Source organism: Caballeronia jiangsuensis (assembly GCF_046030135.1).
GTDB lineage: Bacteria > Pseudomonadota > Gammaproteobacteria > Burkholderiales > Burkholderiaceae > Caballeronia > Caballeronia jiangsuensis.
Genome location: NZ_JAQQDB010000073.1, coordinates 1 through 21839 on the forward strand (window position 1 = coordinate 1; position 21839 = coordinate 21839).

The following is a 21839-nucleotide window of genomic DNA, read 5'->3' on the forward strand; positions in this document are numbered from 1 at the left end:
CTATTCGCTCTGGAGCTACGGAACAAGCATCTCGCGGGAATTCAGTTCTGGAAGGAGCGGTCGGCTGCACATGCAGGCTCGATGAAGAGAGTTGACTCGTAAGTGTGTTTGGAATTTGCCGGACGTGAGCCCTGCTTTGCCGGATGACGACCACAGGGCGAGTGCTGGGTATTCAACTGAGTGCAGGCTATAGCGGCTATGAATGCGAGTATCAGCGGCCTAATTCAACCGCAAGGAGCGGAGTTTCGCTATACCAACTACTCTCTACAGTCTCCGCATGCCATAACGTCTTCGGAGAACTATGATGACGGCTCGTCACGCTTCGACATTCAACTACAACTTCCGCGTTCCCGGCAGCAAAATTGAGGGCACAATTTATTTCGCATTCGGCCGGACGACCTGCGATATGGTGCTTGTCGGGAAGAGCAACCAGGGAATCTGCGCGATTTTGCTCGGCGACAACGAGGAGCTGCTGAGCGAACAGCTCGCCGCCGCTTTCCCGCATACCGAATTCGACTCGGACCAACGAGGTTTGTCGCGCGAGGTCGCTCAGATTACCGCGTTTATTGAGGGCGGTGTCGCTGAGGATGTCATTGACCTTGATATAGGTGGCACGCTCTTCCAGCAGGAGGTTTGGAGGGAACTCTGTGGAATTCCGACCGGGCAGACGCGTAGCTACGGCGAGGTGGCAAGACATCTCGGCATCCCAGGAGCTGCACGCGCCGTGGCCGGCGCGTGCGCTGAGAACTTGCTTGCCGTTGCGATTCCCTGTCACCGGGTAGTGGGCCTCAATGGGCTGGATAGCGGGTACCGCTGGGGCGTGGAGCGCAAGCAAGCGTTGCTTGTTAAAGAGGTGTATGAGCAATGAGTGCGATTGCCAGTGAAGTAGGTACGCCCAACCCCACGAAATTCGACTGGGTGCGCATCGGACAGTCGCTCGACGCCCATGGCAACGCCGTGTTGCCGGGACTGTTGGATGCGGCGCTGTGTGAGGAGCTCGCAGCCCTGTACGAGCGCGAGGACTGTTTTCGCACGACAATTGCGATGGCTCGTCATGGATTCGGTCGCGGCGAGTACAAATACTTCGCGTATCCACTCCGGCCGCTTATTGACAGTTTGCGCCACGCGCTCTATCCGTGCCTCGCTCCAATTGCCAATCGGTGGAATTTGTCGATGGACATCGGCGTGTAGTATCCGAGGCGGTAGCCGCCACACGGTCGGCTTGATTTTTCACGATTCGCGGTAGGGCCGAGTACCTCCTTAGTACCGGACCTCCTCGGATGCACAGAACCTCGCTCGCCCGAGTCAATACCGGCGCGCGCTGATACTGGCGCTTACACACCCAGGCGCGTGTGGTCCGAGATATTGCTATCGTGAGCCCCGACTCATCCCGGGGTAGACACGCCCCGAATTTGGTAGCAAGAGACGGAGTGTTTTCCACTGGCGTTATATCTACAGTATTCTTTCTGAGCATGTTGGAAATAGACGATGCGCATTGGTGTGACCGGGTTCGTGTACGACGCGGGACAGGGAAGTCGCTGTTTCATTTGCTCGCCGCCGACTCACCGGACGGACTGCGGACGCGCGGAGCCAATTATGACTGTGACCAAAAAAGCCCTTAATTTAGATGTTACGTCGGACCCCATAAGTGGGGTCGCGGAATCCCGATGTCAGGTCGAATCCTGTTGCCAGGCGCTTGTCGATGCCGGCGCTGCGCGCTGGAGCGTCAATGATGCGGGCGACACTGAATTGCAACTGAGGACCGGAGAGGCATATTTATTTGGTGACTTGGGTGTCACTCGATGCAGATAAACAGGTCAAACCGGGGGCTGAAGTGAAATCGAACTTACGTCGTTGATGAACGAGGAGCGCATCATGCAACTGCACTTGAGTCGGCTTGCGTCGCCCTTGGGCGAACTCCTGCTCGTCACCGACGCACAACAGGCTATTCGCGCGCTCGAGTTTGCGGACCACAAGTCACGGCTGTATCGCGGCTTGCGCGAGCACCGCAGCAGTACCGAATTGGTGGACGCCCCAGCGCCGGAAGCGGTTGTGCAGGCAATTGCGCGGTATTTTTCGGGTGAGGTGGAGGCATTCAGCGATTTGTCGACGGCAACTGCCGGCTCGGATTTGCAGCGCCGGGTGTGGGCTGCACTTCGCCTCATTCCGCCGGGCACCACAACCACTTACGGAAAGCTCGCAAAGGCTTTGGGATTCGATGACCCGAGAGCGGCAATCGACATCGGTGCCGCCAACGGCGCCAATCCGATTGCAATCGTCGTACCGTGCCACCGGGTGATTGCCAGTAACGGCGACCTCAAGGGATATGCATGGGGCTTGCACCGGAAGCGCTGGCTGCTCGAGCACGAGAAGGCGATGTCCGAATCGTCTAATAGCCTACAGACCCTTACTTTGCCGGGGTTCTGAGGATGGTAGGGAAATCTGCTGCAAATTCGCAGTTGCATGCGTTCCGGGAGGCCGCTGGCTTCCTCGGCTCCGTCGACGAAGATTGGGCGCAACATGTCGCAAAGGTCGGTCCGTGCCGGCACGAACCCAAGCCAGCACGGGAGCCATACGAGGCTCTCGTGCGTGCAATTGCATATCAGCAATTGCACGCGAAAGCCGGCGATGCAATCCTCGGCCGGTTGCTCGCGCTATATCCAGGCGCGGCTTTCCCCTCGCCTAAGCAACTGCTTGCTACTGAACTGACACAGCAACGCGCCTGTGGCTTTTCGGCGACGAAGCTTGAGACCATCCGTGGTATCGCGCAAGCCACGGTCGAAGGGGTTGTGCCAACCCGTGCCCAGGCTTTGCACCTCTCAGACGATGAACTCATTGAACGTCTGGTCACCCTTCGTGGCGTGGGGCGGTGGACTGTCGAGATGTTCCTGATTTACACCATGGAGCGTCTGGACGTCCTGCCGGCCGATGACTTCGGTGTGCGGGAAGGCTATCGGCGTCTAAAAGGCTTGGAGAAGTCTCCAACTCCACGAGAAATGAGGAAGATTGGGGAGGTGTTCAGACCGTGGAGGACCATCGCCGCGTGGTATCTGTGGAGGCTCCCCGCGAGATGAAGCTTGCTCGCAAGAATCGGAGTTCTTGCGCATGAGGTCCGACCTATTCTCGCTCCCGTCGTACAGGAGCCCGGACATCCGCAATGAACTGCGTCACTAACAGTACCGCCGCAGCCAATGCACTGGCAAACGAGGAACGATAGTCGAGCCGCAACCAGTCTAAATTTCGAAGTCGTAGGTAGCTGGATACTCCGACTGCGATGACCTCATATCTGACGGCAAGAAGCGGAGCGGAAGATTGAGCATTAACGCCTATCGTCGCACTCATGACGGCGGCCGCAATTACATCAATGCGTGCCGAACGCTCCGTCTCCTTTAACATTTTTCGGAAGATGAGAGAGTTGACATGGAAAGCATCGGTTATCTGGCAGGCGATTTTGACCTGTTCAACGTCGGCCAACTGAATACAATCCAGTACGCGAAGAGCCGTTGCGATTTCCTCATCGTTGGCGTTGTATCTGACGAGGCGTTCTACACGGAAAGAAGGTTGAAGCCCGTGATTCCCTTCTCCGAGCGTATCGAGATTGTACGTAGCATCCGCTTCGTCGATGCCGCAGTCGCCGAGACCACTGCGAACAAGCTGGACATGTGGCGAGAACTGCATTTCCATTACCTGTTCGAGGATGACCACGCACGGCATTCGATGACTGCTGGGCTGACCGAGACCGAGATGCTTTCCGCTGGCGTGGAGCTCATCCATTTGCCGCACTTACCGACTACGTCGAGTACCGGGTTACGCGAGACTATCGCGAACATCAATCGCCTCGCGGGGCAGATGTGCCTCGACGTGTCACAAGCATCTTTCGAAATGCGTCGTGCCCTCCAGTAAGCCACGGGTCTGGTCTTCGGTAGCGGGACAGGTTGATACCATCGCCTGTGGGCAGCCCGGCACGGTCTCCGGCGGGGCCGAGGAATCAGCAAGACACTTCCAATGGAAACTACATTTCACACCACCGAGCGCAGGACGGCTTCGTTGGCTATCGTCGAAACACTCAACAAGACGTTGCACGAGCGAGCTCACATTTCAACAGCCGTCGACGAACCTCGATTTGACCGGCTTGTTTCCCAGCTACTCGACCTTAACGAAGAGGACGGGCAGATTCTTGGGGCATTGATTGACGGGACCGGCACGCACCTTGGCCAATCTCCGGCGAACTTCTATGCCGTTCTGCAGCGAGCCGTCCTCCAACTCAGGTTGGCCCCTCTCTTCTGTACGTCCGACGGTCGTGAGCATCATAGGAGCATTTGCCCAGCCGCTTACGACGAGCGCGCTGGAAGGCATCACCCCATTGAGATGGCAGAGTGGCGAGCCCAATATCGCGCGATGGCGCCGGAGCAGCAGATGATGGCGGCAACAATTATCTGGTTGTATCGGTCGGGTCGCGATTCGACGTGGCTGCGTCGCGTTCCCTGCACGTGGCGGGCGGAGGAGGCTTTGCACTACATGCAGGACACGGGGTGTCTGGCGCTATGGGTTCGACTAATCGCCACCTATCCCGGCTGGTGAGTCACGTCACGCCCGGACGAATTACAAGGCAAGGAATGGAGTTTTGTGATTTTGATTTCTACCTAAAATATCAGCATACCTTAGTGTTTGAGATAAATAACATGAAGAATCGTCCTATCTCGGCATTCAAATACCACTTCCGTGTTCCTGGTCAGGAAGTCGAAGGCCCGGTCCAGTACGCAGTTGGCAAGACGGTGCGGGACATGGTGCTTGTCGGGAAGAGTCGTAAAGGAATTTGCGCGATTTTTCTCGGTTCGAGCGAAAAGGCATTGAGCGAGCAACTCGAAGCCGCGTTTCCGCGAATCGAACTGAAGGCGGACCCGCATGCACTGTCCCGTGAGGTCGCACAGGTCGTGGCGTTTATTGACAAGGACATCGCAGAGGGCGTCATCAATCTGGACATTGGCGGCACGCCGTTCCAGCAGGCCGTCTGGCAAGCGCTCTGTGGTATTCCGGCTGGGCAGACACGTAGCTATGGTGAGGTGGCAAGGCATCTCGGCGTCCCGGAAGCTGTTCGTGCCGTGGCAAGCGCCTGCGCTGCGAACGTATTGACCGTCGCGATTCCGTGCCATCGCGTGGTGCGTAGTAACGGCGCGGTTTCCGGGTATCGCTGGGGTGTTGAACGCAAGCACGCACTGCTTGCGGAGGAGCGCGGGCAATGATGACGCAGGACGTGGATGGCATCACTCGAAGCAGAATACGACACCCGCGCCCCGCGTCTTCATGATTGGCACCCGAAGGGAGTATTGATATGGCAACACTTCAGCTTTTTGAAAGTGGAGACACAGGGCGTTGCGAACCCATCGGGCCGCGCGCGTTCGTCTTGCGCGGATTCGCCTGCCTTATACGGACGCATTGATTGCCGCCATCTCGGATATTGAGTCGCATGCGGCTTTCCGAAATATGGTGACGCCGGGAGGCTTCACCATGTCTGTCGCATTAACCAACTGCGGTGAACTCGGTTGGACTACCGACCGGCGCGGCTATCGCTATACGCGCCAAGACCCTGAGACGGGCATGCCGTGGCCTGCTATGCCTGACGTCTTTGCGACATTGGCAAATCGCGCGGCTGCCACGGCCGGCTTTTCTGGCTTCAATCCGGATGCCTGCCTGGTCAATCGCTATCTGCCCGGCTCGCGACTTTCGCTGCACCAAGACCGGAATGAAATGGATTTCGATGCTCCGATTGTTTCGGTATCGCTCGGTACGTCCGCGACATTCTTGTCGGCGGTCTATCCCGGTCGGACAGAACAGCAAAAATTCCCATGCATCACGGCGATGTTGCAGTATGGGGAGGAGTGGACCGACTAAGGTTTCATGGCGTTATGCCGCTCAAGGAAGAGCCGCACCCTCTTCTTGGAAGCCAACGTATCAATTTCACCTTTCGCAAGGCTGGGTGAATCGGCGGAGCCTAAGGATGGCTGGAAGTCGAGTCGTGTGAAAAGGTGTCCGACGTTGGTCTTTCCAACTCGCCGAATGCGCCGCGAATCTGGGCGCAAAAGACGGAGTGTTTTACCCAAGCTGCACCATTACAGTGAGGTTTCAGAATATTCCTACAGGGAAGTCCTCATGCACGTGATTGCGAAGACGTCTGAGAGCGGCGCAAAGAGAAGGTCCTCACGGTCACATCCGCTCGTCTAGGGATGCGCAAGAAGTGTTGCTGGCGCGTGGAGCCCGATATGATTGTGGCCAGAAACTTCTCCAGACGGGTGGCGGCATTGAAGGCCACTGACGAAATCTCAGCATCGAGACGCCAAGTCGAGTTCTATTGTCAGACGCTCGTTGAAGCGGGCGCAGCAGAGTGGGACGTCAATGATACGGGTGAAATCGAGCTGCAGCTGACGAGCGGCGAGGTGTACGTATTCGGCTACATCGGTATAACAAGGCGCAGATAATGAGGCGAGGCCAAAGCATGTGTAGTCGCGAATTTTCCAATCTGACGTCTCCGCTGATGTCCGGGATATGAACTCGTGGCCGGACTAAGAGGTCGAGCTGTCGCCGTCACCAACGCCATCAAACGGTTCGAGGTCGTTGAAGAAATAAAAAAAGCGAATTGGTGCCCTCCACCGTATTCCAACCTTATAAGCGTCTGCGGGGCAGTATGACCGCCCAAATCGACGGACCGGCTTCTTGGTGCTTGAGCTTATGATTCAGATTTAATGAGGGATTCTTCTAACAAGATACCGCGTCCGATTGTCCGAGCGTGACAGCGGGTGAATCGCGGCTCATGCTGCCCGAGCGAAGTCTAGGTCGACCGTAGGTACCAGCGGTTGTGCTGCGCACGCATTTAAGTCTCGGAGCGTGCGTCGAAGTGCGCTGCTTGAAATGGCAGCGGTGTACTTAAAGTACACCACCGCCACCCCGAGAGCGGCGAAGTCTCGCTCGAGCTTCTGGCCCTTCTCAGTGCCTCGCCAGTCGTCGCCCTTGAACAGAACATTGAAGTGCAACTCTTTCCAGATTTCCACCTTGTCGTTCGTTAGGGTTGGGACCGCAGCATCGACAAATCTGACATTGCGAACGATTTCAAGACGCTCCTCGACCGGGATGGTGGGCGTCACTCCCTTGTACTTCGTGAGAATGTCGTCGGTCACTACACCGGCAATCAGGAAATCGCATTGTTCCTTCGCCTTACGCAGGAGATTGAGGTGCCCAATGTGGAAGAGGTCATAAGCACCAGGGGCGTAACCGATGCGGTACATGACAAGCCCTTTCTAGGATTCGATTGTTGGGTGACGGCGGGCCGTTATCGCGCGTCATGAAATATGATGCCGAGTGTGTTGCGATTTCCGCTATGTAGCTTGCTCACGCCATGCCGGAGGTTCGTGCGGTAGTAGCCACGCGTAGAGCGCACCGGCCGGAAATTGACGGCGAGCACGACCGCATCGCCTTGGCGAAGCGGTACGACTTCGGCTCGGCCAGGCTTCTTGGGGTCGCTCTCTGTCAGAAGCAATTCACCCCCTTCGAAATCTCGCCCGGGTTCGTCAAGTAGAAGAATGGCCTGGAAAGGGAATACAAGTTCGCCATACAGGTCCTGATGCAGACAGCAATAGTCGTTTGCGTGATAACGCAAAAGCAGCGGCGTTGGCCGCGTCTGGCCAGCCCGGTGGCAAACGGTGTGGAATTGCGACAGTGTGGCCGGAAAGCGTTCGTCGATTCGCATCAGGTCATGCCAATGGTTCGCGATAGGCGCAAGGTGCGGATACAGCGTATGGCGCAACTGGGCGACAATGTCCGGTAGTGGGTGCGCGAAATATTTGTACTCGCCGCGGCCGAAGGCGTAGCGTGACATGATGATGTGGCTGCGAAAGCGCTCGTCCTGCGGGAAATAGTCCGCAAGCCGACGACATTGCCCCGGATTGAGCATTGTCGGGAGGATGGCGTAGCCGTCGCGCGTGAGGTTTTGTGCAAACGCGGCCCAGTCAATCGCGGAGATTCTCTCCTCGAGCGTTCCGTCAACGGCATGCGTGTGAGCACCAACGTAGCCAGCTTCAAACGCCAGTGAGGTTTGCGTGTTCATGAATTTGAACCTCTGGTAGTTGTTGCGATAGCCTGGTTGGGGCTGCGAGCCTTCCAGGCGGCATATTGCTCCGGCATGCAGACTGCGCAGGGACGGTAGCCTGCGGCCGCCGCGGTTGCCTCATCTGGGAAGAACACGCGATGCCTGACATAGCCGCCGCGTGCAATCGCCCGGAGTGCTGGGCGACAATCAAGGCGGCCGTATATCCGGCTGCCTTTGTGCCCACCGAGCGCGCCTGGCGCAGGACTCACGTACGGTTTGCCATTTCGCCCGATAAGCGTATAGGTGCGGCGTTCGTTACTCATGGCTATGCTCTGGCCGCGTTACGGCGCATCGTGGAACGACAGCGCCACGCCGACACGCTCGCCTCGATGCACACGGCTGATGGCGTGCTTAAGGTTCACGCGATAAAAGCCCTTGGTGCCCCTGAACGGTTTGTGGGCCGTGCTGATGATTGCCATATCACCAAGACCAAGCGGCAGCACCATCGGCCGCGATTGCATGCGCGGCCGCTGCTCGGTCAGTACGAACTCGCCGCCGTGGAAATCCTTACCCGGCTCGGAAAGCAGAGCCACAACCTGTAACGGAAATACGTGGTCGCCTTCGCTGCTCTGGTGCAACGCGAGGTAGTCTCCTGCACCAAGGCGATTCAAGTGGGACAACTGTTGCACCTGCCCTGCCGTGCGGTTGAGCCGAAGAAACTCTTCCAGTTCGGCCGGATACCGGTATTCGACGTCCAACGTCTCGTTCTAGCGGTTCGCTACAGGAGCCAACCCGTGATAGAGCGCGTCGCGCCACATTCCCCACGGAGCAGGCAGTTCAGACCCGAATCGCAGAATGTTGCCTAGTCCGAGGTCCATAGAACTCAGGGATATGCGGTGAAGCGATTTCAACGTATCGACCTGCGCAGCAAGCTCCCGCGCTTGGCCCGGAGCGAAAGCCCGCGGCAGGACGGCGTATCCTTCGGCATCGAGTTGCAATGCAATGTCTGCCGAATCGAGCGCTCTCTGCAGGGTTGCGGTTGAAGTCATGATGAAAATCCCCTTGGTTTTTGGCTGTTCGGTAATCAGGCCACAGCCTCACGGCGGAGCAGTTCACGCTTGCGGTCGACGCCCCAGCGATACCCAGAGATGTCTCCGTCTTGCCGTACGACGCGGTGACACGGAATCGCGACAGCGATGTGATTCGCGCCGCACGCCTGTGCTACTGCGCGCGTCGCCTTCGGTGAGCCGATGCGCTGTGCAATTTCGCCGTAGCTAACGGTCGTGCCCGGCGGGATTTCGCGCAGTGCCTGCCAAACACGTTCCTGGAAAGCCGTACCGCGCAGGTCCAACGGGAGATTCAGCCCTATTGACGGTGCTTCGATAAATCCAACGACCTGCGCGACCATTTGCTCAAATACGGCGTCACCGCCGATAAGCTGCGCCTTCGGGAACTGGTCCTGGAGCTCACGTACGAGAGCGTCAGGGTCATCGTTCATCAAAATCGCGCAGATGCCGCGCTGACTTTGCGCAACGAGAATTGCACCGAGGGAGCACTGACCGACTGCGAAGCGAATGACCGCGCCGGCTCCGCCCGCACGATAATCGCGGGCACGCATCCCCAAGAGCTGATGCGACTGCTCGTAGAATCGGCTGTTCGAATTGAAGCCGGCGCCATAGATGGCATCGGTCACGGAAGCATCCGGAGTGCTCAGCTCTTCTCGCAGCCGACGAGCGCGCGAAGCAGATGCGTATGCTTTAGGCGTCAATCCGGTCTCTGCCTTGAACAAGCGATGGAAGTGGAAGGTGCTCACACCAGCGTGCGCGGCCAATTCATCGAGGCTCGGGGGCGTTTCAGATTCGTCGATTAGCCGGCAGATGCGAGTCACGAGCGAGGCACGTTCAGCAGCGGCGCTCGTCTGGTCCGCACTGGCGCGACGACTTTGCCGATAGCCGGCGGCTTCGGCGGCTTCAGCCGTAGTGAAGAATTCAACGTTCTCACGCTTTGGCAGGCGCGTCGAGGAGCTGGGACGGCAATACACGCCTGTCGTCCGCACAGCGTAGACAAAGTGCCCATCAGCGTAGGCGTCGCGGCTACGTATCGCTTCCCAGCGGGCGTCGTCCGTCTTATAGATTGAAGTGGTGGAGTTCATGGCGGCCGTCCCGAAGTTCTCAATGTAGGAACCAGAATAGGTCGGGCTTTATTCGCAAGCACTCCGATTCTTGCGCACAAATTTTGTCGGGTCGGGGATTATGTCCTGCTCTGTGATATGAGGGGCAGCCACGGGGTGATTGCAAACTCTTCAGTGCCTTTAGAAGCAGCGCGGACACCTCAGCTCGCTTCACGGCTACATTGCGAACTCTCACATGACCGGCGTGACAGGTTTCGCCCGCCATATGCGGGCGGATGTGAGCCAAGGAGGGGAAACTGGTGCGCCGTCTGAGTACTCGGGCATCAAAGGGGGGGGAGTGTGCGGCGTGCCGCTGACTTTTAATCAAGCGGCCACTAGCCTATGGATTCTTTCTCGTTTCAGGTTCGAGAACGTTATCCGTCTCAGACGCGCTGGTCGCCTTATCCTCGATGTCGATTGTGGCGCTTAGTCCCTCGCTACAGCGAGCGCGATTTAGCAAGAGAGCGCGGAGTTCAGGACGAAGTCCGTCGCCGCGATGAGCCACGAGTGCGTGCAGCGGTAGCAGTGGGAGCATGATAGACCTCGCGTTGAGAAGTAGGAGCAGTGCAATCCCATTAAAGGCCCAGGCATTCAGAAGCACACTTTGCTGGGTCGCACGGAACGTCGGCAACCAGGAATTCGTGGCGATAGCTGACGGTACTCCGACACTACCGACGTGTGGCTGAGCGGTCACTCCGTTTCTTGCTATTGAATATTCGCGGGTGCTACTTGGGGCGCGTTACGTCACCGCTGGAGCGGAATGGTCGTCGGTTTGCGCCCGGCGCATGGCACCGGGCAATACAAATGTCGCATTGCTGTATATGGCTATTGACGGTTTCAAGCAGGACCGATGCGGCGGGCCATAGCGCAAGAGTGCTGCCGCCGCGCAGCTTGCCAACTCATTCGGACGCGGTCCGGCGACATGATGTCTCGACACGCGACGACGGCGGCAACGGACCGTTCTTCTTGATGTTCGACGCGGGCGGGTCGCTCATGCTGGCCGGCGAGTTCATGCGGACGCCACGCGGCGTCTGACGCCTATGCGCCTCTACGCTAGAACGCCGAATGTTCACCGTCAGGCGAAAGATTAGCTTTCTGGCGCCTATTCTTTTGCTCGCATCGACTAGCGACGTAGGGTGGCTGCGACGGTGGACCGACGCTCTGAGCCCAGTTGGTTGCCGACGCGTTTGAGGTGCGGATACGACGACCGCCCGACACACAGTGCGTTGCGGCGCTCGGAGCCGCCCGCCTTGGCTGGGTTGGCAACTGGAGGAGATATGTCCGTTGTCGTCTGCGCATCATCGCTATAGGAGGAGTTCGCTCCAAACAATAGGCGAAATTCCTTCTTGTTGGAGCGGTTAGAGTCGTTCCGAGCCCTATACCGGCAACTGCGGCCGCTTTTCCCACGCGAAGCGTAGTCGATTTCGCTAAGGGCAGCGCTCATGTCGCTGCAACGTCGCAGCCTTTCGAGGCCTGCGCCAGCGGCGGCGAAGTGAACTCCCGTGCCATTTGCGCGCCGAGACGTCGCTAAGTGACACCTCACCGCCGCCGTGACCCGGCCTTCAGCATACGAGCACCCGAGAGATACGGTCCTGCGCGGTTGGCTATGGTGACCGTCGGCATCATTCAGACGGACCGAAAAACGATACGCTCACCGGGACATCGGGAGGTCGGCCTCGCTCCTGTCGCTGAATATCCGCCAAGAAAAAACACGTCCTTCGACGTCGCTAAAATATATTAGTTTTCGCGTCTCAATAAGGAGTAGCCTCAACCCATAGGTTGCGATTATCTGAAAACAAGAAACTTCTCGAAGCGGCCAACAGGCCCATCATCTTCGGCTGACCTGCTCCCTCATCAAAGAACACTAGCCGTCCACCACGAAGCGGTGGTCGAGGGACTGACACGCCTGTTGGTATAGCAGCCAACGGCAAAATCAAAACCCGTCGAATCCGCCGTTATTTTCGGCGATTTAAGTACGGTCGACCGTTGTAATTGACTTCCATCGAAGGGCTATACCATGTTAGTTAGCGAGCGGATGAAGAAAGCGGATTTCCTAGAGCCCGACCAAACATTAACGACAGCAGCGCGTAAGCTCAGAAAAGACAATATCGGCTGCCTACCGGTTTGCCAAGACGGCCGGGTGCTCGGGATGATTACCGACCGCGACATCGCGATGCGCGGCGTCGCCGACAATCGCGACCCGAATCGTATGCGAGTCAGCGATGCGATGTCGTTGAACGCGATTTGCTGTTCGAAGGAGAGCTCTGTCGAAGAGGCGGTTGCGCTCATGCGCCAGGCGCATGTACAGCGGCTCGCGGTTGTCGACGCTGACCGCCGTCTTGTCGGCATCATATCCATGAGCGACCTCGAGGAAGGTGGCTCCGAGCGCCGTCCTTTCGAGGTGACCTTCTATAAAAATATACTGGACCATGCGGGCCTTCCACACCACAGCGAAGTGATGCGGGTCTCGGTTGCCCAGGGAACGAAAGATGAGGCTGTCCATGCAGCTATTAGACAATTTGAGGAGACAAGGCAGGTTGCGGTTTGGACCACAGCGGCTGACGGCTACGACGTGGTAAGCATTCACCTGGGCGAAAGCGGCGAGAGTCTCGAGTCACTTGAGCTTACGTCTGAGCGAGACGCGCAGATTCGACCCCGCGCGCGAGTTTTGTGGGAACAGGCAGGATTCCCCGAAGGACAGGACGTACAGTTCTGGGAGAAAGCGGCGCGCGGCGTGGATGGTGAGAGCGAGGCTGCGAAATGAAGGCTATCAATACAACTTCGGCCGGCGAGCAACGGCGAGTTGTCGTGCAAGTACCGGGCGTGGACTTTCTCGGCGCCGGGATAGAGCCGGTCATTGAGCGCCAGCCGTCAGGTTTCGTGTCCATGGCTATCATCACCTACCCAGATGGCGACAAGTGCGGGTCTGGCGCGCTTGGCAGCTTCGAGACTGAGGACGAGGCGTACCAGTGCGCGGTGACGTACGGGCGGTCGGAGGCGGAGCGCCGCCTTCTGATGACGCTCTTCGAATAATGTGGTGAAGATGGATGCTGCACGCGGGTATGTGTAACCATACCTCAGCACTAACGAGGAAAGCGAAGCACATCCCTCCAGCCTCAGCGAGTCCTACAGTCCCGCCCTGGACGGGCTTGCAACCAGACGCCGGTAGCCAGAAGTGCGAACCTCCGTTCAAAATGGTCGGGCGGCGTTCGGTGCCGGTCTGCCGAGAACCGGACGCGCGCGGTCGACGCCGGCTATCGTCACCGTTGCTTGGCTGTCGGGGCAGGCGGTAGCTGCCGGTTTTCTTACCGACAAAGTTGAACGAGCTCTTTTCTGCGGAAGGAAGGAGACTTGCTAATTGTCTTGCTGCGCCATTGCGTTGCCAATCGAACATTGATGTCAAGTTGTAGGCTTACACGTGTCCGATGTCTCGTGCATCATCAAAAATCTTATCGATTCTGGCGCAGCGAGCGAGCGCGAGCTTCCTAATTGAGAACGATTCAAGTGCGCAGCGCTACGCTGCGTGCGCCGTTGAAGGAGTCGGCATAGGAGGCAGCGCAGCCTGCACCGATTCAAAAACGTTAAGAATGACAAGGCTTCCGTCCTGAGGCACGCAATGCACATTGAGCAAAAAAATTGGACGAACCGTCAGCTCGACTCGGTGTCTCGAGTCTTGGTCGTCGACGACTACCGAGCATCAGCTATCGCGGTTGCGGATTACTTATCATTGTCTGGATTCCAAACACGCGTAGCCGGAGGATGCGGCGACGCCCTTGAAATGATTCGAAACTGGGTTCCGGATGTGATATTGCTCGACCTGATGATGCCTCAGCGCGACGGTTTCACCACCGCTCGCGCTATCCGAGAATATTTGCCGACTTCAAGAACGTTCATCTGCGCGTACACCGGGAGAGACGAGGTCCTTATCACACGATGCGTTGAGGGTAGCGTGTTCGATGGCTATTTCAGAAAGGGTGCTTCTCCGCCGAACCTTACCCTCTATCTCAACAGACTGAAGCGCACAAACCACGCGGTTTCGGAAGAAGAAAACGGCTAGTGCCACCGCGCCGGAGAGATGTCTTCGGAAGGACTTCGCGCACTTAGAGAAAGATTAGAGTTGAACCGGTCGTTGAATTTCCGGCTGTCGTCGTCCTGTCGCCGTCGCCAGATTTGGAGACAATCCTTAACTCGGCTACGGTGCTGTGGTACCTAGAAAACGCCTCGACCATGGCTGGGTCCCTGAACGCCGTCATGACCTGCGCGTCACTCGGCGCCGTGATTGTCCCGTCTGGGTGCCGTGTGACCAGCCGTGCACTGCCCCGAAAACTCACGACAATCTGGATGAGTGACATAACAACGTGCTCCCGAAATGCCTCTTCGAGCGCGACCGGCTGACCGGTTAGTTCGCAACGAACGCGCCGCGAATCATCTTCTTACAGCTGGAGGGCTCTTTTCTTTGCAGCCAGCATGGACAGGTGCACTGCGGTTCTATAGGCACCTGTGAACTGCCGAGCATCGCTTTTGGGGCGCGCCCTGACCGCCACAATCTAGCTGAAGTCGGTTGCGTCCCCTCTGGATGAACGACCCAGAAACTAGCGGTTAATAAACCTTTGCCTCCGTAGCGACGCCGCTCAAAGTGGTCGATGCCTGTCCCTCTTTTCGCAGAGCCGACGTTGATGGCGAGGTCGTAGCGTTCAATCAATGTCGCGAGGTCGTCGTGGTCGTGCCCGTCCTCGACGAGCTCGTCGTCCAGGTACCGCTCGAGCATCCACATCCGCTGGAAGTGAGCAAGCGCCGCTTTATGCGAAGACCAACTCTTCCCGTTCGATAACGTCACTGTTGTCGCCGTCTTGAACTCAGTTCGCTTCCCGAATTCCGCTTTCGCGTGAAGACTGAGACGTTTGAGACTTCCACCCGGTCCTGCTTAACTTGAGTTGTCTTCTACGTCCGACGCGACGTCCACCTCCGAGTCGCCTAGCATGCGAGTTGCGGACAACATTGCAGACACTTGATGTCGGCTTCTAAAGCTCTACAATCAAAGACACTACGCTCCCGGACTAGATAGCTATGGCATTTCCCGTTCGCGCCGACTTACGAGTGAAGACCGAGATGCTGACATTCCTGGTAATCTCGCACCTCGCCACGAGGTTCGCCATCCGCCGATGGATGTCCGTCGAAAATACGGTGGAATCGTCGCTGTACTGGTCAAAGTCAATGGCGCGCGATGAAGATTTAGTGCTCAGAGTCACGCTGGCGAGTAGGGCGCTGTCGATTGCGAAAAACATCGAAGCGGAGACCGGTCTGACGCTGAATGGCAGCGCGCTTGCGGCCATCTTCGACAGCAACCTACGGCTTGACTTCTCCTCTGTCGTGACGCGCGATATTTATGACCGCTGCCACATGGTTCTCCTGTCCGTTAAGTAAATATTCGGCGATGCGTACGCGAATTTTCCGGCCTGTTGGTGCATGGCGACGTGGAAGGCATCGAAGGGTCACGCCGGGCGAGGCGGAAATCGTGATGGCCGCATTGCCTTTGGACTTAGATAGCTCGACTGCAGGGGTCGCCATCACCTTCTGACTCATTCTGCGGTGATGCGATAGTTTCCGGTCTTCTTTCCAACAAAGTTATATGAGCCTTTCTCGCCGGGAAGTTGAAGAACCTGTTGCCAGTCCAACTCACCCTTTATGCCTTTGTACTTGCCCGTTCCGGAACCCAGCGCTGCTTTTCCAGAGGGAGTGCCCGCTGCGTGACTGAACGTCTCTACAAAGTTGTCGCCGTCCTTGTCTGTGAAGACACAGAAACCATTGGCAACACCCGCGGTGAACCCCGCCTCTACGCAGCGCGCCGTTACGTTCTGCATCAGAGGCGTCTTGTTGTTATCGGTGAAGCCCATCGTAGCTTCGGACAAATATACGGCGTTGTCCTTTCCGACAGACGTCTCTTTCACGTCACGCCAGAACGCCGTGAATGTCACGTCAATTGCGCCCTGTTTCGGAATCGTCTGTGAGGATGCGGTGCTGGTGGTCAGCACGGCCGCAGAAGTTGCAACAATCGTCGTACACGTGAAACGCGCAAGCCTATTCATGTCGTCTCCAGGCGGCCTTGACCGGACAACCTCGGCCGGCGGATAAAGGAAATGCAGGGCGCTTGGACTCACGCGGTGCAAACTACGGTGTGGAGCGATTGCCGTGGACTGACGAGATACCTAGGGCAAATCACTGATTATCGTTATAGAGCTTTCGAACTGAAAGGTCCAGCGACAATTGCGGTCAGCCGCTCTGGACGATGGGGTTCGTCTGGAACGCGCCCCTCGTCGGCTTGGTATGAAGTTTTTGAGCGAGTCCACGGAACCTAGGCTCGCTGTGTACCGGAAATTCAGCATCTTGCTAATTATCCTGGAATGCGTGGGCTGAAGGGCAGCAACATCACCGTTCCGCTTGCACCACGCCCTGATTCATGAGCACGGCCTGCCTGCAATCTCTGCCGACCCTCGTCTTGGCGTTGCTCTGGCTTTTCGCGTCGGAGCCGTCTGCGGCGGGCACCGCGACGGAGCTTCCCTACCGATGAAGTCCCACGCCGCTGGCGGACGGGTGCCCCCGGTTGGATTCTCTCGATTCACCACATCGCGTGGTGGCCTTGGTACATGCAAGTGGAGTTAGCTCATCTCATGCGGACTGCAACGGTAGTCCCATGATGAGCCGTAAACCCGTTATCGGTCGAGCATGTCGGGTTAGCAATCGGCGAGCAGCGATGATGAGGCCGGTGACCTACGGGTACAGCTCGGTCACAAGGTAGAAATGGTCACCAAATGGTCGAGCGGAAAGGTCTCCGAAGCGGGCCTGTGGCGCTTGAGCACGCCGGAAGTTTTCAAGGGGCGTGTCACTTTCGTCGTAAGCGAGAAAGTAGAAAATGTTGACGACTGCCGCACCACCGGTGTCGCCCCATTTCCATAAATGGTACTTGGGCGAGCCACCCGGGATAACTCGAACCAATTTTTCGTAACGATGCCGCGTGAACTGGAAATGTATCCAGTCTGCGTCAATCTTGTAATGCAGGAGAGCCGCCAAGAGTCCAATCGTCAGAACTGGCGCAGCGGTGACGGAGACCAACTGACGCCAGCTTCCTTCGAGCACGGAAGCGAACGCAGACACGCTAGTCGAAACCGCGGCAAGTAGGAAAATAGACGCATCGATTCCCAGCAAAAGGAGCACGCCAAGATAGAGGTTGCAAAGCCGGTCCAAGGCTTCGATGATGTACAGAAAAAAAACGCCGGCTAGCCAAAGGCCAAAATGCCAAGAAGCAGGCCATCTCGGCTTCTGTACTGGCTCTGACTTTCTGTTTTTCGAAGGGGTCATTGATAGGCTGCGCGAATGTTGAGAGGTCAGGTAAGTGAGCCAGGAGCAGCCGGTCGCCACGCAATGCTAGCCGAATCTCAGTCATCGTACAGAAGGCCAGCTAAGGTTAGGCAAAGTCCAATTCTTTATCTTCCTGATGGTTTCGCAGCAAATCCTCTGAACGACTCCAGGTCGTGAACGCTGGAAAGGACCAGCTTACGTGCCTTTGCTTTCAACGTAATCGAGCACGCGTGCTCTATGGGTTAACGGATGATTGAGCCGAATCTTGAAAAATTCGAACGCGCTCCCAGCGGGAACGTATCGCTCTGACTCACGTCAGAAAACCCTGCCCAGCCGGGTTGACACGCATCCGCGAGGGCATTGCATGTGCGCAGCAAGCCGACCGCCCTTCCGGGGATGGCGGTGGCAGGCTGGTACTCAATCGCGCTGGCTGCGGTAGTCTTTCTTCGTAGGTATGACCCGCCAAATTCTGCCGCGAGGGTCCGCAACGTCGCCCACGTGGCGAGGCATTAGATGGATATGAAGGTGAGGCACTGCCTGTCCCGCTGCGGCGCCATCGTTGATGCTAATGTTGAATCCGTCCGGCCCATAAGAGGAGTTCGATGCAGCCCTTGCGTCATCGGGCAGAGGGAACAAGCACGCGCGCTCGTCGCGGGTCACTTCGAAGAATGAGGCGACATGGCGTTTCGGTATAACGAGGCTATGTGCAGGCGAAACCGGGTAACCATCGAGCATCCAAAACGCGTGCCGTTCTGACCAACAATGCGTGACTTCGAAATCTCGCAGAAGGGGCAGGGCAGTGACGTCATTAACTAGAACTTGGCTTACGTACTCGAATATGGGCTACTCGCAGCCGGCGAAGGGTCTGTTAGCCTTCTTCGGCTTCCAAAAGCGCACCTACAGCGCCGCCGAAGGCATCTCGCCATTCGGACCGTCTAGGTCTGTCCTTCGGGAGCGTGATGGCTTGCGCCGATACTACCCTTTGTCTTACGCAGATGCGATGGTGGTCGCTTCAAGCGCCGGCATCGTCGCCGTCGTCGTAGACGTGACCTTGCGCCCAGTCTCTTTGCGAGCAGAAGGCTATTTTGAAGCGACGGCTGCTTTTTCGGGGGCCTTCTTCACGCTCGCAGACTTCTTGGACACCGCCGTCTTCTTGGTGCCAACGCTGTTGCCCACAGCGCGGACATTTGATGCAGCTTTTGACGTGCTCGACTTTAGAGTCGCGGACGCATCCGACTTAGCGGCAGGAACGCGTTCAATCAGAAACTTGCTTCGGTCCTTTGCAGAGGCCAGCCACTTGGGAGCAGGGCCGCGACCGCTCCATGTAGCTCCGGACTTGGGGTCTCGATATTTTGCTGACAGCGCACCTTTTGATTGCACCTTGCGAACCGAAGTCTTTGGGCTAGTCGTTCCAACCGTCTTTGTTGGAGATGCGGGACCGGCGCCACTGATGAGAAATTTTGTGCGGTCTTTCACGTCTTTAATCCAAGCCGGCGGCCGAGCATGGCCGCTCCACGTTTCGCCGGTTTTTAGATTCATGTATTTTGCGGGCAGCTTTCCCTTAGCGACATTTGAAGTCTTGACACCACGGCCGACGGCACCGCGACCGCTCGCCTTTGCGTCACGCTTCGCTTTTGCACGCGCTTCGATGTCTGCAGTCGTAAGGCCATGCTTCAACATCAATTCGCGTATCTGGTCGACCGCGGCTTGCGCTTGCTTCGCAAGAAGAGTTTCGGCTTGTGCCTGCAGCTTCTTCATCCGCGCCTGAATCTTCTCGAGTGTAGTCATTCTCGCCTCCGTATCGTAATTTGGTGAACTATGACACAAGCTATATCGAAATAGTACGAGGACCTGTCTTCCTGGAAGCGAAAAGCTCAATGAGGACATCCCCGGAGTCACAAAAAGTCTTCGCGGGGAGCTCGGAACCCGAGTAGGGCGCCACGCCGATGGCCGCCGCCACGATTTCACCACCGTAAAGCTCAACGCGGTGAAGGGACTAGCTCAAAGGGTCTGTGCGGATGTTACGGTCACGAGGGCCGGCATCGTCCGGCACTGTTGGTCCTTTGGAAGCCGAGGTCGGTATAGCGCTGCGAACTTCGCGATTACCTAAGACCCGTCCTTGCGGGGTAGCATGAAGCGTTCGAGCAATGCGGCAGTCTCCTTCTCCGCGCTCTCGTGGTTTGGCGTCGGGTACCGAACAATTCGCGAATGCTTGACGGCCTTTCCAAAAACTGGAGGTGCGGTGTTCGATTCCGCGGTACCAACGAAGCTCGACATGATGCCTTCTTCCAGCGAACTCAGCCGGTCGAGGGCCGCTTTTAGACGGATGCTGAAACCTACGACGAGCGTGAAGCCCGTGAACAAAGCGCCCGCTAGACACATGACACCAGCAGAACCCCACTGAATAGAGTCCGCGCCGGCGGCCCAAAGTAGAGCGGAGGCCACGACTCCGACGCCGCAGCCGAATGCTACACCCGTCAACGCCACGCACACGGCGCGAGTCTCGCCGAGAAGCGCCCGAGTAGTTCCAGTTCGATAGTCAATGTTTGAAGATGGCGAAGGCACTTTTTTCTAACCTCCCGCGTGCATTTAAAGACTCTCGCGATGCACCTTAGGATAGGGGCATGGCGAGCGCCCGTCCGTCCGCTAGAGAACGTTGGCTTCTTCTGGATTGGCGGTCCGGGGGAACGTGGCGCGGAGCCTGCTCAGGCAGCGGCGACGGATGAGAGAGGGAGTGATTGATGGACGAGAGAAGCTCGCTCGCGAGGTAATCCTGAGACGCCGTGCAGGATTTTGGAGCGGACGGATTTTTTAACCGCTACGGCCAATTCATCAGGCAAGAATGAACGCGAATTCTTCGGATGTAACTGTGGAAGTCAGCCCAAAGACGTCGCGGCGCGTCGACGCTGAAACCGTAGGTGCCGTTCAATCCGTCATCGTATAAAGGCGTCTCGCTACATTCTCAAAAAGAGCTTTCTCCGGGTTCGAAAGACTTTCTCCAAAAACAAGAAAAGAGTCTTCTTACGGGTAGCTGCGCTTGGTGCTTGATTTTCACAGGACCCGTGAGCATGTTTCGTGGATGCGAGAGGTGAGTCGGCGCTGGCTAAATTTCCATAAGAGAGCAAGCCTATGCACGGAAGGAGCGGACGGTATCTTTGTGCCTAACACCATGCTGATAGTGGCGCCGTTTGCTTGGCCGCAAGTTCCCCTATGTCAGCAGACGTCCCGCTGTGCGAGCGACTTCCTCGAGGAACACGTTGATGGCCGGATGGTTTCGCTCACCTCGACGAAACGCTACATAGATTTTTCTACGAACTTCTGGTCGAAGCTTTACCCACGCAACGCCTGCTTGTGGGCGTACAAGCCATAGGCGCCGAGGAAAAAGAGAACGACTACGTTATGCTCTCGGAAATCTTTCCGACGGGCTACCACGCGACCGTACTGGCCGGTGTCGAGCCCGGTGATAACGTCGTCATTTACGGCGTGCGGCCTGTCGGCCTAATGGCAGCGCTTTCGGCGTCGATAAAAGGAGCGAGCAAGGTAATGGTCGTCGATACACACGCAGACCGCCTTGCCCTCGCCGAGACGCTAGGAGCCATTCTGATTGACGACAGCGACGGCTCTTCGGTTGACCAGGTGATGAAGCTTACTGGCGGCGAAGGGGCGGACCGAGGCTATGAATGCGTTGGATACCAATGTAGCTGGAAGGGACACGAGGTACCAAACGCGACGATGAATAATCTGGCTCTTTTGGAAACGAAGTGGGTAACGGCTCTCAGCGGGCATGCGAGTTGAATGCAGAGAAGTCGAGTTTGCCAGCGATAAGAAACAGCACCGTTCGCATGGTTGCGAAGCGCGTGTAGCCACGAGCCTTGCGCTTGGCGGCCTGAAACAAGCCGTTGTTGGCTTCGATAAGGCCGTTGGTCTGTCGGGTCTGGGTCCAGCAACGATGCCGTCAAAGTGTCGGCGAATCAATCGTGCGCCCTCCTTCATCGGTTCGACTTTCGAGCGCATGACGTTGGTGCACCACTGCCGCAACATCTCGGAGACGACATGGATTTGCTTGCGCTCGAGAATCTCGCGCAACTGCTCGCGATACAGCCATGCGCGGGCAGTGCGCTTGGTGGCGTACTGCCTGACAAGCGCCTCAAGGTCAGTCAATTGCGCAAGATTCAGTTTGTTCGCGTCCTTGAGCAGCGTCCAGCGCATCCCTTTGAGTTCCGGGTCGGCTTC

21 protein-coding genes and 4 pseudogenes are annotated in these 21839 nt (G+C 57.3%); 14 read left to right on the top strand and 11 right to left on the bottom strand.

All coding sequences use genetic code 11. The features are described from left to right. The first annotated feature begins 301 nt into the window (after window positions 1-301). The 9 genes and pseudogenes from PQR08_RS37610 (at window position 302) to PQR08_RS37650 (ending at window position 6476) form a co-directional block, all read left to right on the top strand. Entirely contained in the window at window positions 302-868 is a 567-nt protein-coding gene (locus PQR08_RS37610) for a methylated-DNA--[protein]-cysteine S-methyltransferase (RefSeq protein ID WP_408164290.1), read from the top strand. Further along, window positions 865-1188: pseudogene (locus PQR08_RS37615) on the top strand (2OG-Fe(II) oxygenase); the annotation flags it as partial. The gene PQR08_RS37610 and the pseudogene PQR08_RS37615, both read left to right, overlap by 4 nt. A 687-nt stretch (window positions 1189-1875) precedes the next feature. Next, on the top strand, window positions 1876-2427 hold the full coding sequence (locus PQR08_RS37620; protein ID WP_408164292.1) for a methylated-DNA--[protein]-cysteine S-methyltransferase: 552 nt from the start codon (window positions 1876-1878) through the stop codon (window positions 2425-2427). 2 nt (window positions 2428-2429) lie between these two features. After that, complete coding sequence (locus PQR08_RS37625) at window positions 2430-3074, top strand: DNA-3-methyladenine glycosylase family protein (RefSeq protein WP_408164294.1); 645 nt, start codon at window positions 2430-2432, stop codon at window positions 3072-3074. Between the two features lie 346 nt (window positions 3075-3420). Next, window positions 3421-3903, top strand: a complete 483-nt coding sequence (locus tag PQR08_RS37630) for an FAD synthase family protein (protein WP_408164296.1) — start codon at window positions 3421-3423, stop codon at window positions 3901-3903. Between the two features lie 144 nt (window positions 3904-4047). Continuing rightward, window positions 4048-4581, top strand: coding sequence for a hypothetical protein (locus PQR08_RS37635; protein WP_408164298.1), 534 nt, complete (start codon window positions 4048-4050; stop codon window positions 4579-4581). Between the two features lie 101 nt (window positions 4582-4682). Beyond that, entirely contained in the window at window positions 4683-5243 is a 561-nt protein-coding gene (locus PQR08_RS37640) for a methylated-DNA--[protein]-cysteine S-methyltransferase (protein WP_408164300.1), read from the top strand. 89 nt (window positions 5244-5332) lie between these two features. Beyond that, window positions 5333-5981, top strand: a pseudogene (alkB, locus tag PQR08_RS37645) (DNA oxidative demethylase AlkB). 279 nt (window positions 5982-6260) lie between these two features. Next, a complete protein-coding gene (locus tag PQR08_RS37650; protein ID WP_408164302.1) occupies window positions 6261-6476 on the top strand; it encodes a hypothetical protein in 216 nt (71 codons plus the stop codon). Window positions 6477-6806: 330 nt separating this feature from the next. Here the strand turns inward: PQR08_RS37650 and PQR08_RS37655 are convergent, their stop codons facing one another. From PQR08_RS37655 to ada, 5 genes are all read right to left on the bottom strand, one after another. Continuing rightward, on the bottom strand, window positions 6807-7280 hold the full coding sequence (locus PQR08_RS37655) for an FAD synthase family protein (RefSeq protein WP_408164304.1): 474 nt from the start codon (window positions 7278-7280) through the stop codon (window positions 6807-6809). 44 nt (window positions 7281-7324) lie between these two features. Continuing rightward, complete coding sequence (locus PQR08_RS37660; protein WP_408164306.1) at window positions 7325-8098, bottom strand: 2OG-Fe(II) oxygenase; 774 nt, start codon at window positions 8096-8098, stop codon at window positions 7325-7327. Further along, window positions 8095-8403, bottom strand: coding sequence for an Ada metal-binding domain-containing protein (locus tag PQR08_RS37665; protein ID WP_408164308.1), 309 nt, complete (start codon window positions 8401-8403; stop codon window positions 8095-8097). Before PQR08_RS37665 ends, PQR08_RS37660 begins: the two co-directional genes overlap by 4 nt. 18 nt (window positions 8404-8421) lie before the next feature. Next, complete coding sequence (locus PQR08_RS37670; RefSeq protein ID WP_408164310.1) at window positions 8422-8838, bottom strand: 2OG-Fe(II) oxygenase; 417 nt, start codon at window positions 8836-8838, stop codon at window positions 8422-8424. 326 nt (window positions 8839-9164) lie between these two features. Next, window positions 9165-10232, bottom strand: coding sequence for a bifunctional DNA-binding transcriptional regulator/O6-methylguanine-DNA methyltransferase Ada (gene ada, locus PQR08_RS37675; protein ID WP_408164312.1), 1068 nt, complete (start codon window positions 10230-10232; stop codon window positions 9165-9167). 2053 nt (window positions 10233-12285) lie between these two features. Here ada and PQR08_RS37680 point away from each other — a divergent pair. From PQR08_RS37680 to PQR08_RS37690, 3 genes are all read left to right on the top strand, one after another. After that, window positions 12286-13014 (top strand): CBS domain-containing protein, encoded by a 729-nt coding sequence (locus PQR08_RS37680; RefSeq protein ID WP_408164313.1) that lies wholly within the window; start codon window positions 12286-12288, stop codon window positions 13012-13014. Then, window positions 13011-13283 carry a hypothetical protein gene (locus PQR08_RS37685; protein WP_408164315.1) on the top strand — a complete coding sequence of 91 codons (273 nt, stop codon included), beginning with the start codon at window positions 13011-13013 and terminating at the stop codon, window positions 13281-13283. Before PQR08_RS37680 ends, PQR08_RS37685 begins: the two co-directional genes overlap by 4 nt. Window positions 13284-13866: 583 nt before the next feature. After that, the gene (locus PQR08_RS37690; RefSeq protein WP_408164317.1) at window positions 13867-14307 is read left to right on the top strand and encodes a response regulator; all 441 of its coding nucleotides are present in this window, start codon (window positions 13867-13869) and stop codon (window positions 14305-14307) included. A 342-nt stretch (window positions 14308-14649) separates the two neighbouring features. Here the strand turns inward: PQR08_RS37690 and PQR08_RS37695 are convergent, their stop codons facing one another. Next, entirely contained in the window at window positions 14650-15087 is a 438-nt protein-coding gene (locus PQR08_RS37695) for a hypothetical protein (RefSeq protein WP_408164318.1), read from the bottom strand. Window positions 15088-15317: 230 nt separating this feature from the next. Here PQR08_RS37695 and PQR08_RS37700 point away from each other — a divergent pair, with 230 nt between their 5' ends. After that, on the top strand, window positions 15318-15674 hold the full coding sequence (locus PQR08_RS37700) for a hypothetical protein (RefSeq protein WP_408164320.1): 357 nt from the start codon (window positions 15318-15320) through the stop codon (window positions 15672-15674). A gap of 155 nt (window positions 15675-15829) precedes the next feature. Here the strand turns inward: PQR08_RS37700 and PQR08_RS37705 are convergent, their stop codons facing one another. From PQR08_RS37705 to PQR08_RS37720, 4 genes are all read right to left on the bottom strand, one after another. Continuing rightward, window positions 15830-16336 carry a hypothetical protein gene (locus PQR08_RS37705; RefSeq protein WP_408164322.1) on the bottom strand — a complete coding sequence of 169 codons (507 nt, stop codon included), beginning with the start codon at window positions 16334-16336 and terminating at the stop codon, window positions 15830-15832. Between the two features lie 682 nt (window positions 16337-17018). Next, the gene (locus PQR08_RS37710) at window positions 17019-17606 is read right to left on the bottom strand and encodes a hypothetical protein (protein WP_408164324.1); all 588 of its coding nucleotides are present in this window, start codon (window positions 17604-17606) and stop codon (window positions 17019-17021) included. A 417-nt stretch (window positions 17607-18023) separates the two neighbouring features. After that, window positions 18024-18341, bottom strand: a complete 318-nt coding sequence (locus PQR08_RS37715) for an HIT family protein (RefSeq protein ID WP_408164326.1) — start codon at window positions 18339-18341, stop codon at window positions 18024-18026. Window positions 18342-18686: 345 nt separating this feature from the next. Continuing rightward, on the bottom strand, window positions 18687-19394 hold the full coding sequence (locus PQR08_RS37720; protein ID WP_408164328.1) for an H-NS histone family protein: 708 nt from the start codon (window positions 19392-19394) through the stop codon (window positions 18687-18689). 1584 nt (window positions 19395-20978) lie between these two features. On the opposite strand from PQR08_RS37720, the pseudogene PQR08_RS37725 reads away from it, so the two are divergent. Beyond that, a pseudogene (locus PQR08_RS37725) lies at window positions 20979-21350 on the top strand (zinc-binding dehydrogenase); the annotation flags it as partial. Window positions 21351-21381: 31 nt separating this feature from the next. Here the strand turns inward: PQR08_RS37725 and PQR08_RS37730 are convergent. Further along, a pseudogene (locus PQR08_RS37730) lies at window positions 21382-21839 on the bottom strand (transposase); the annotation flags it as partial.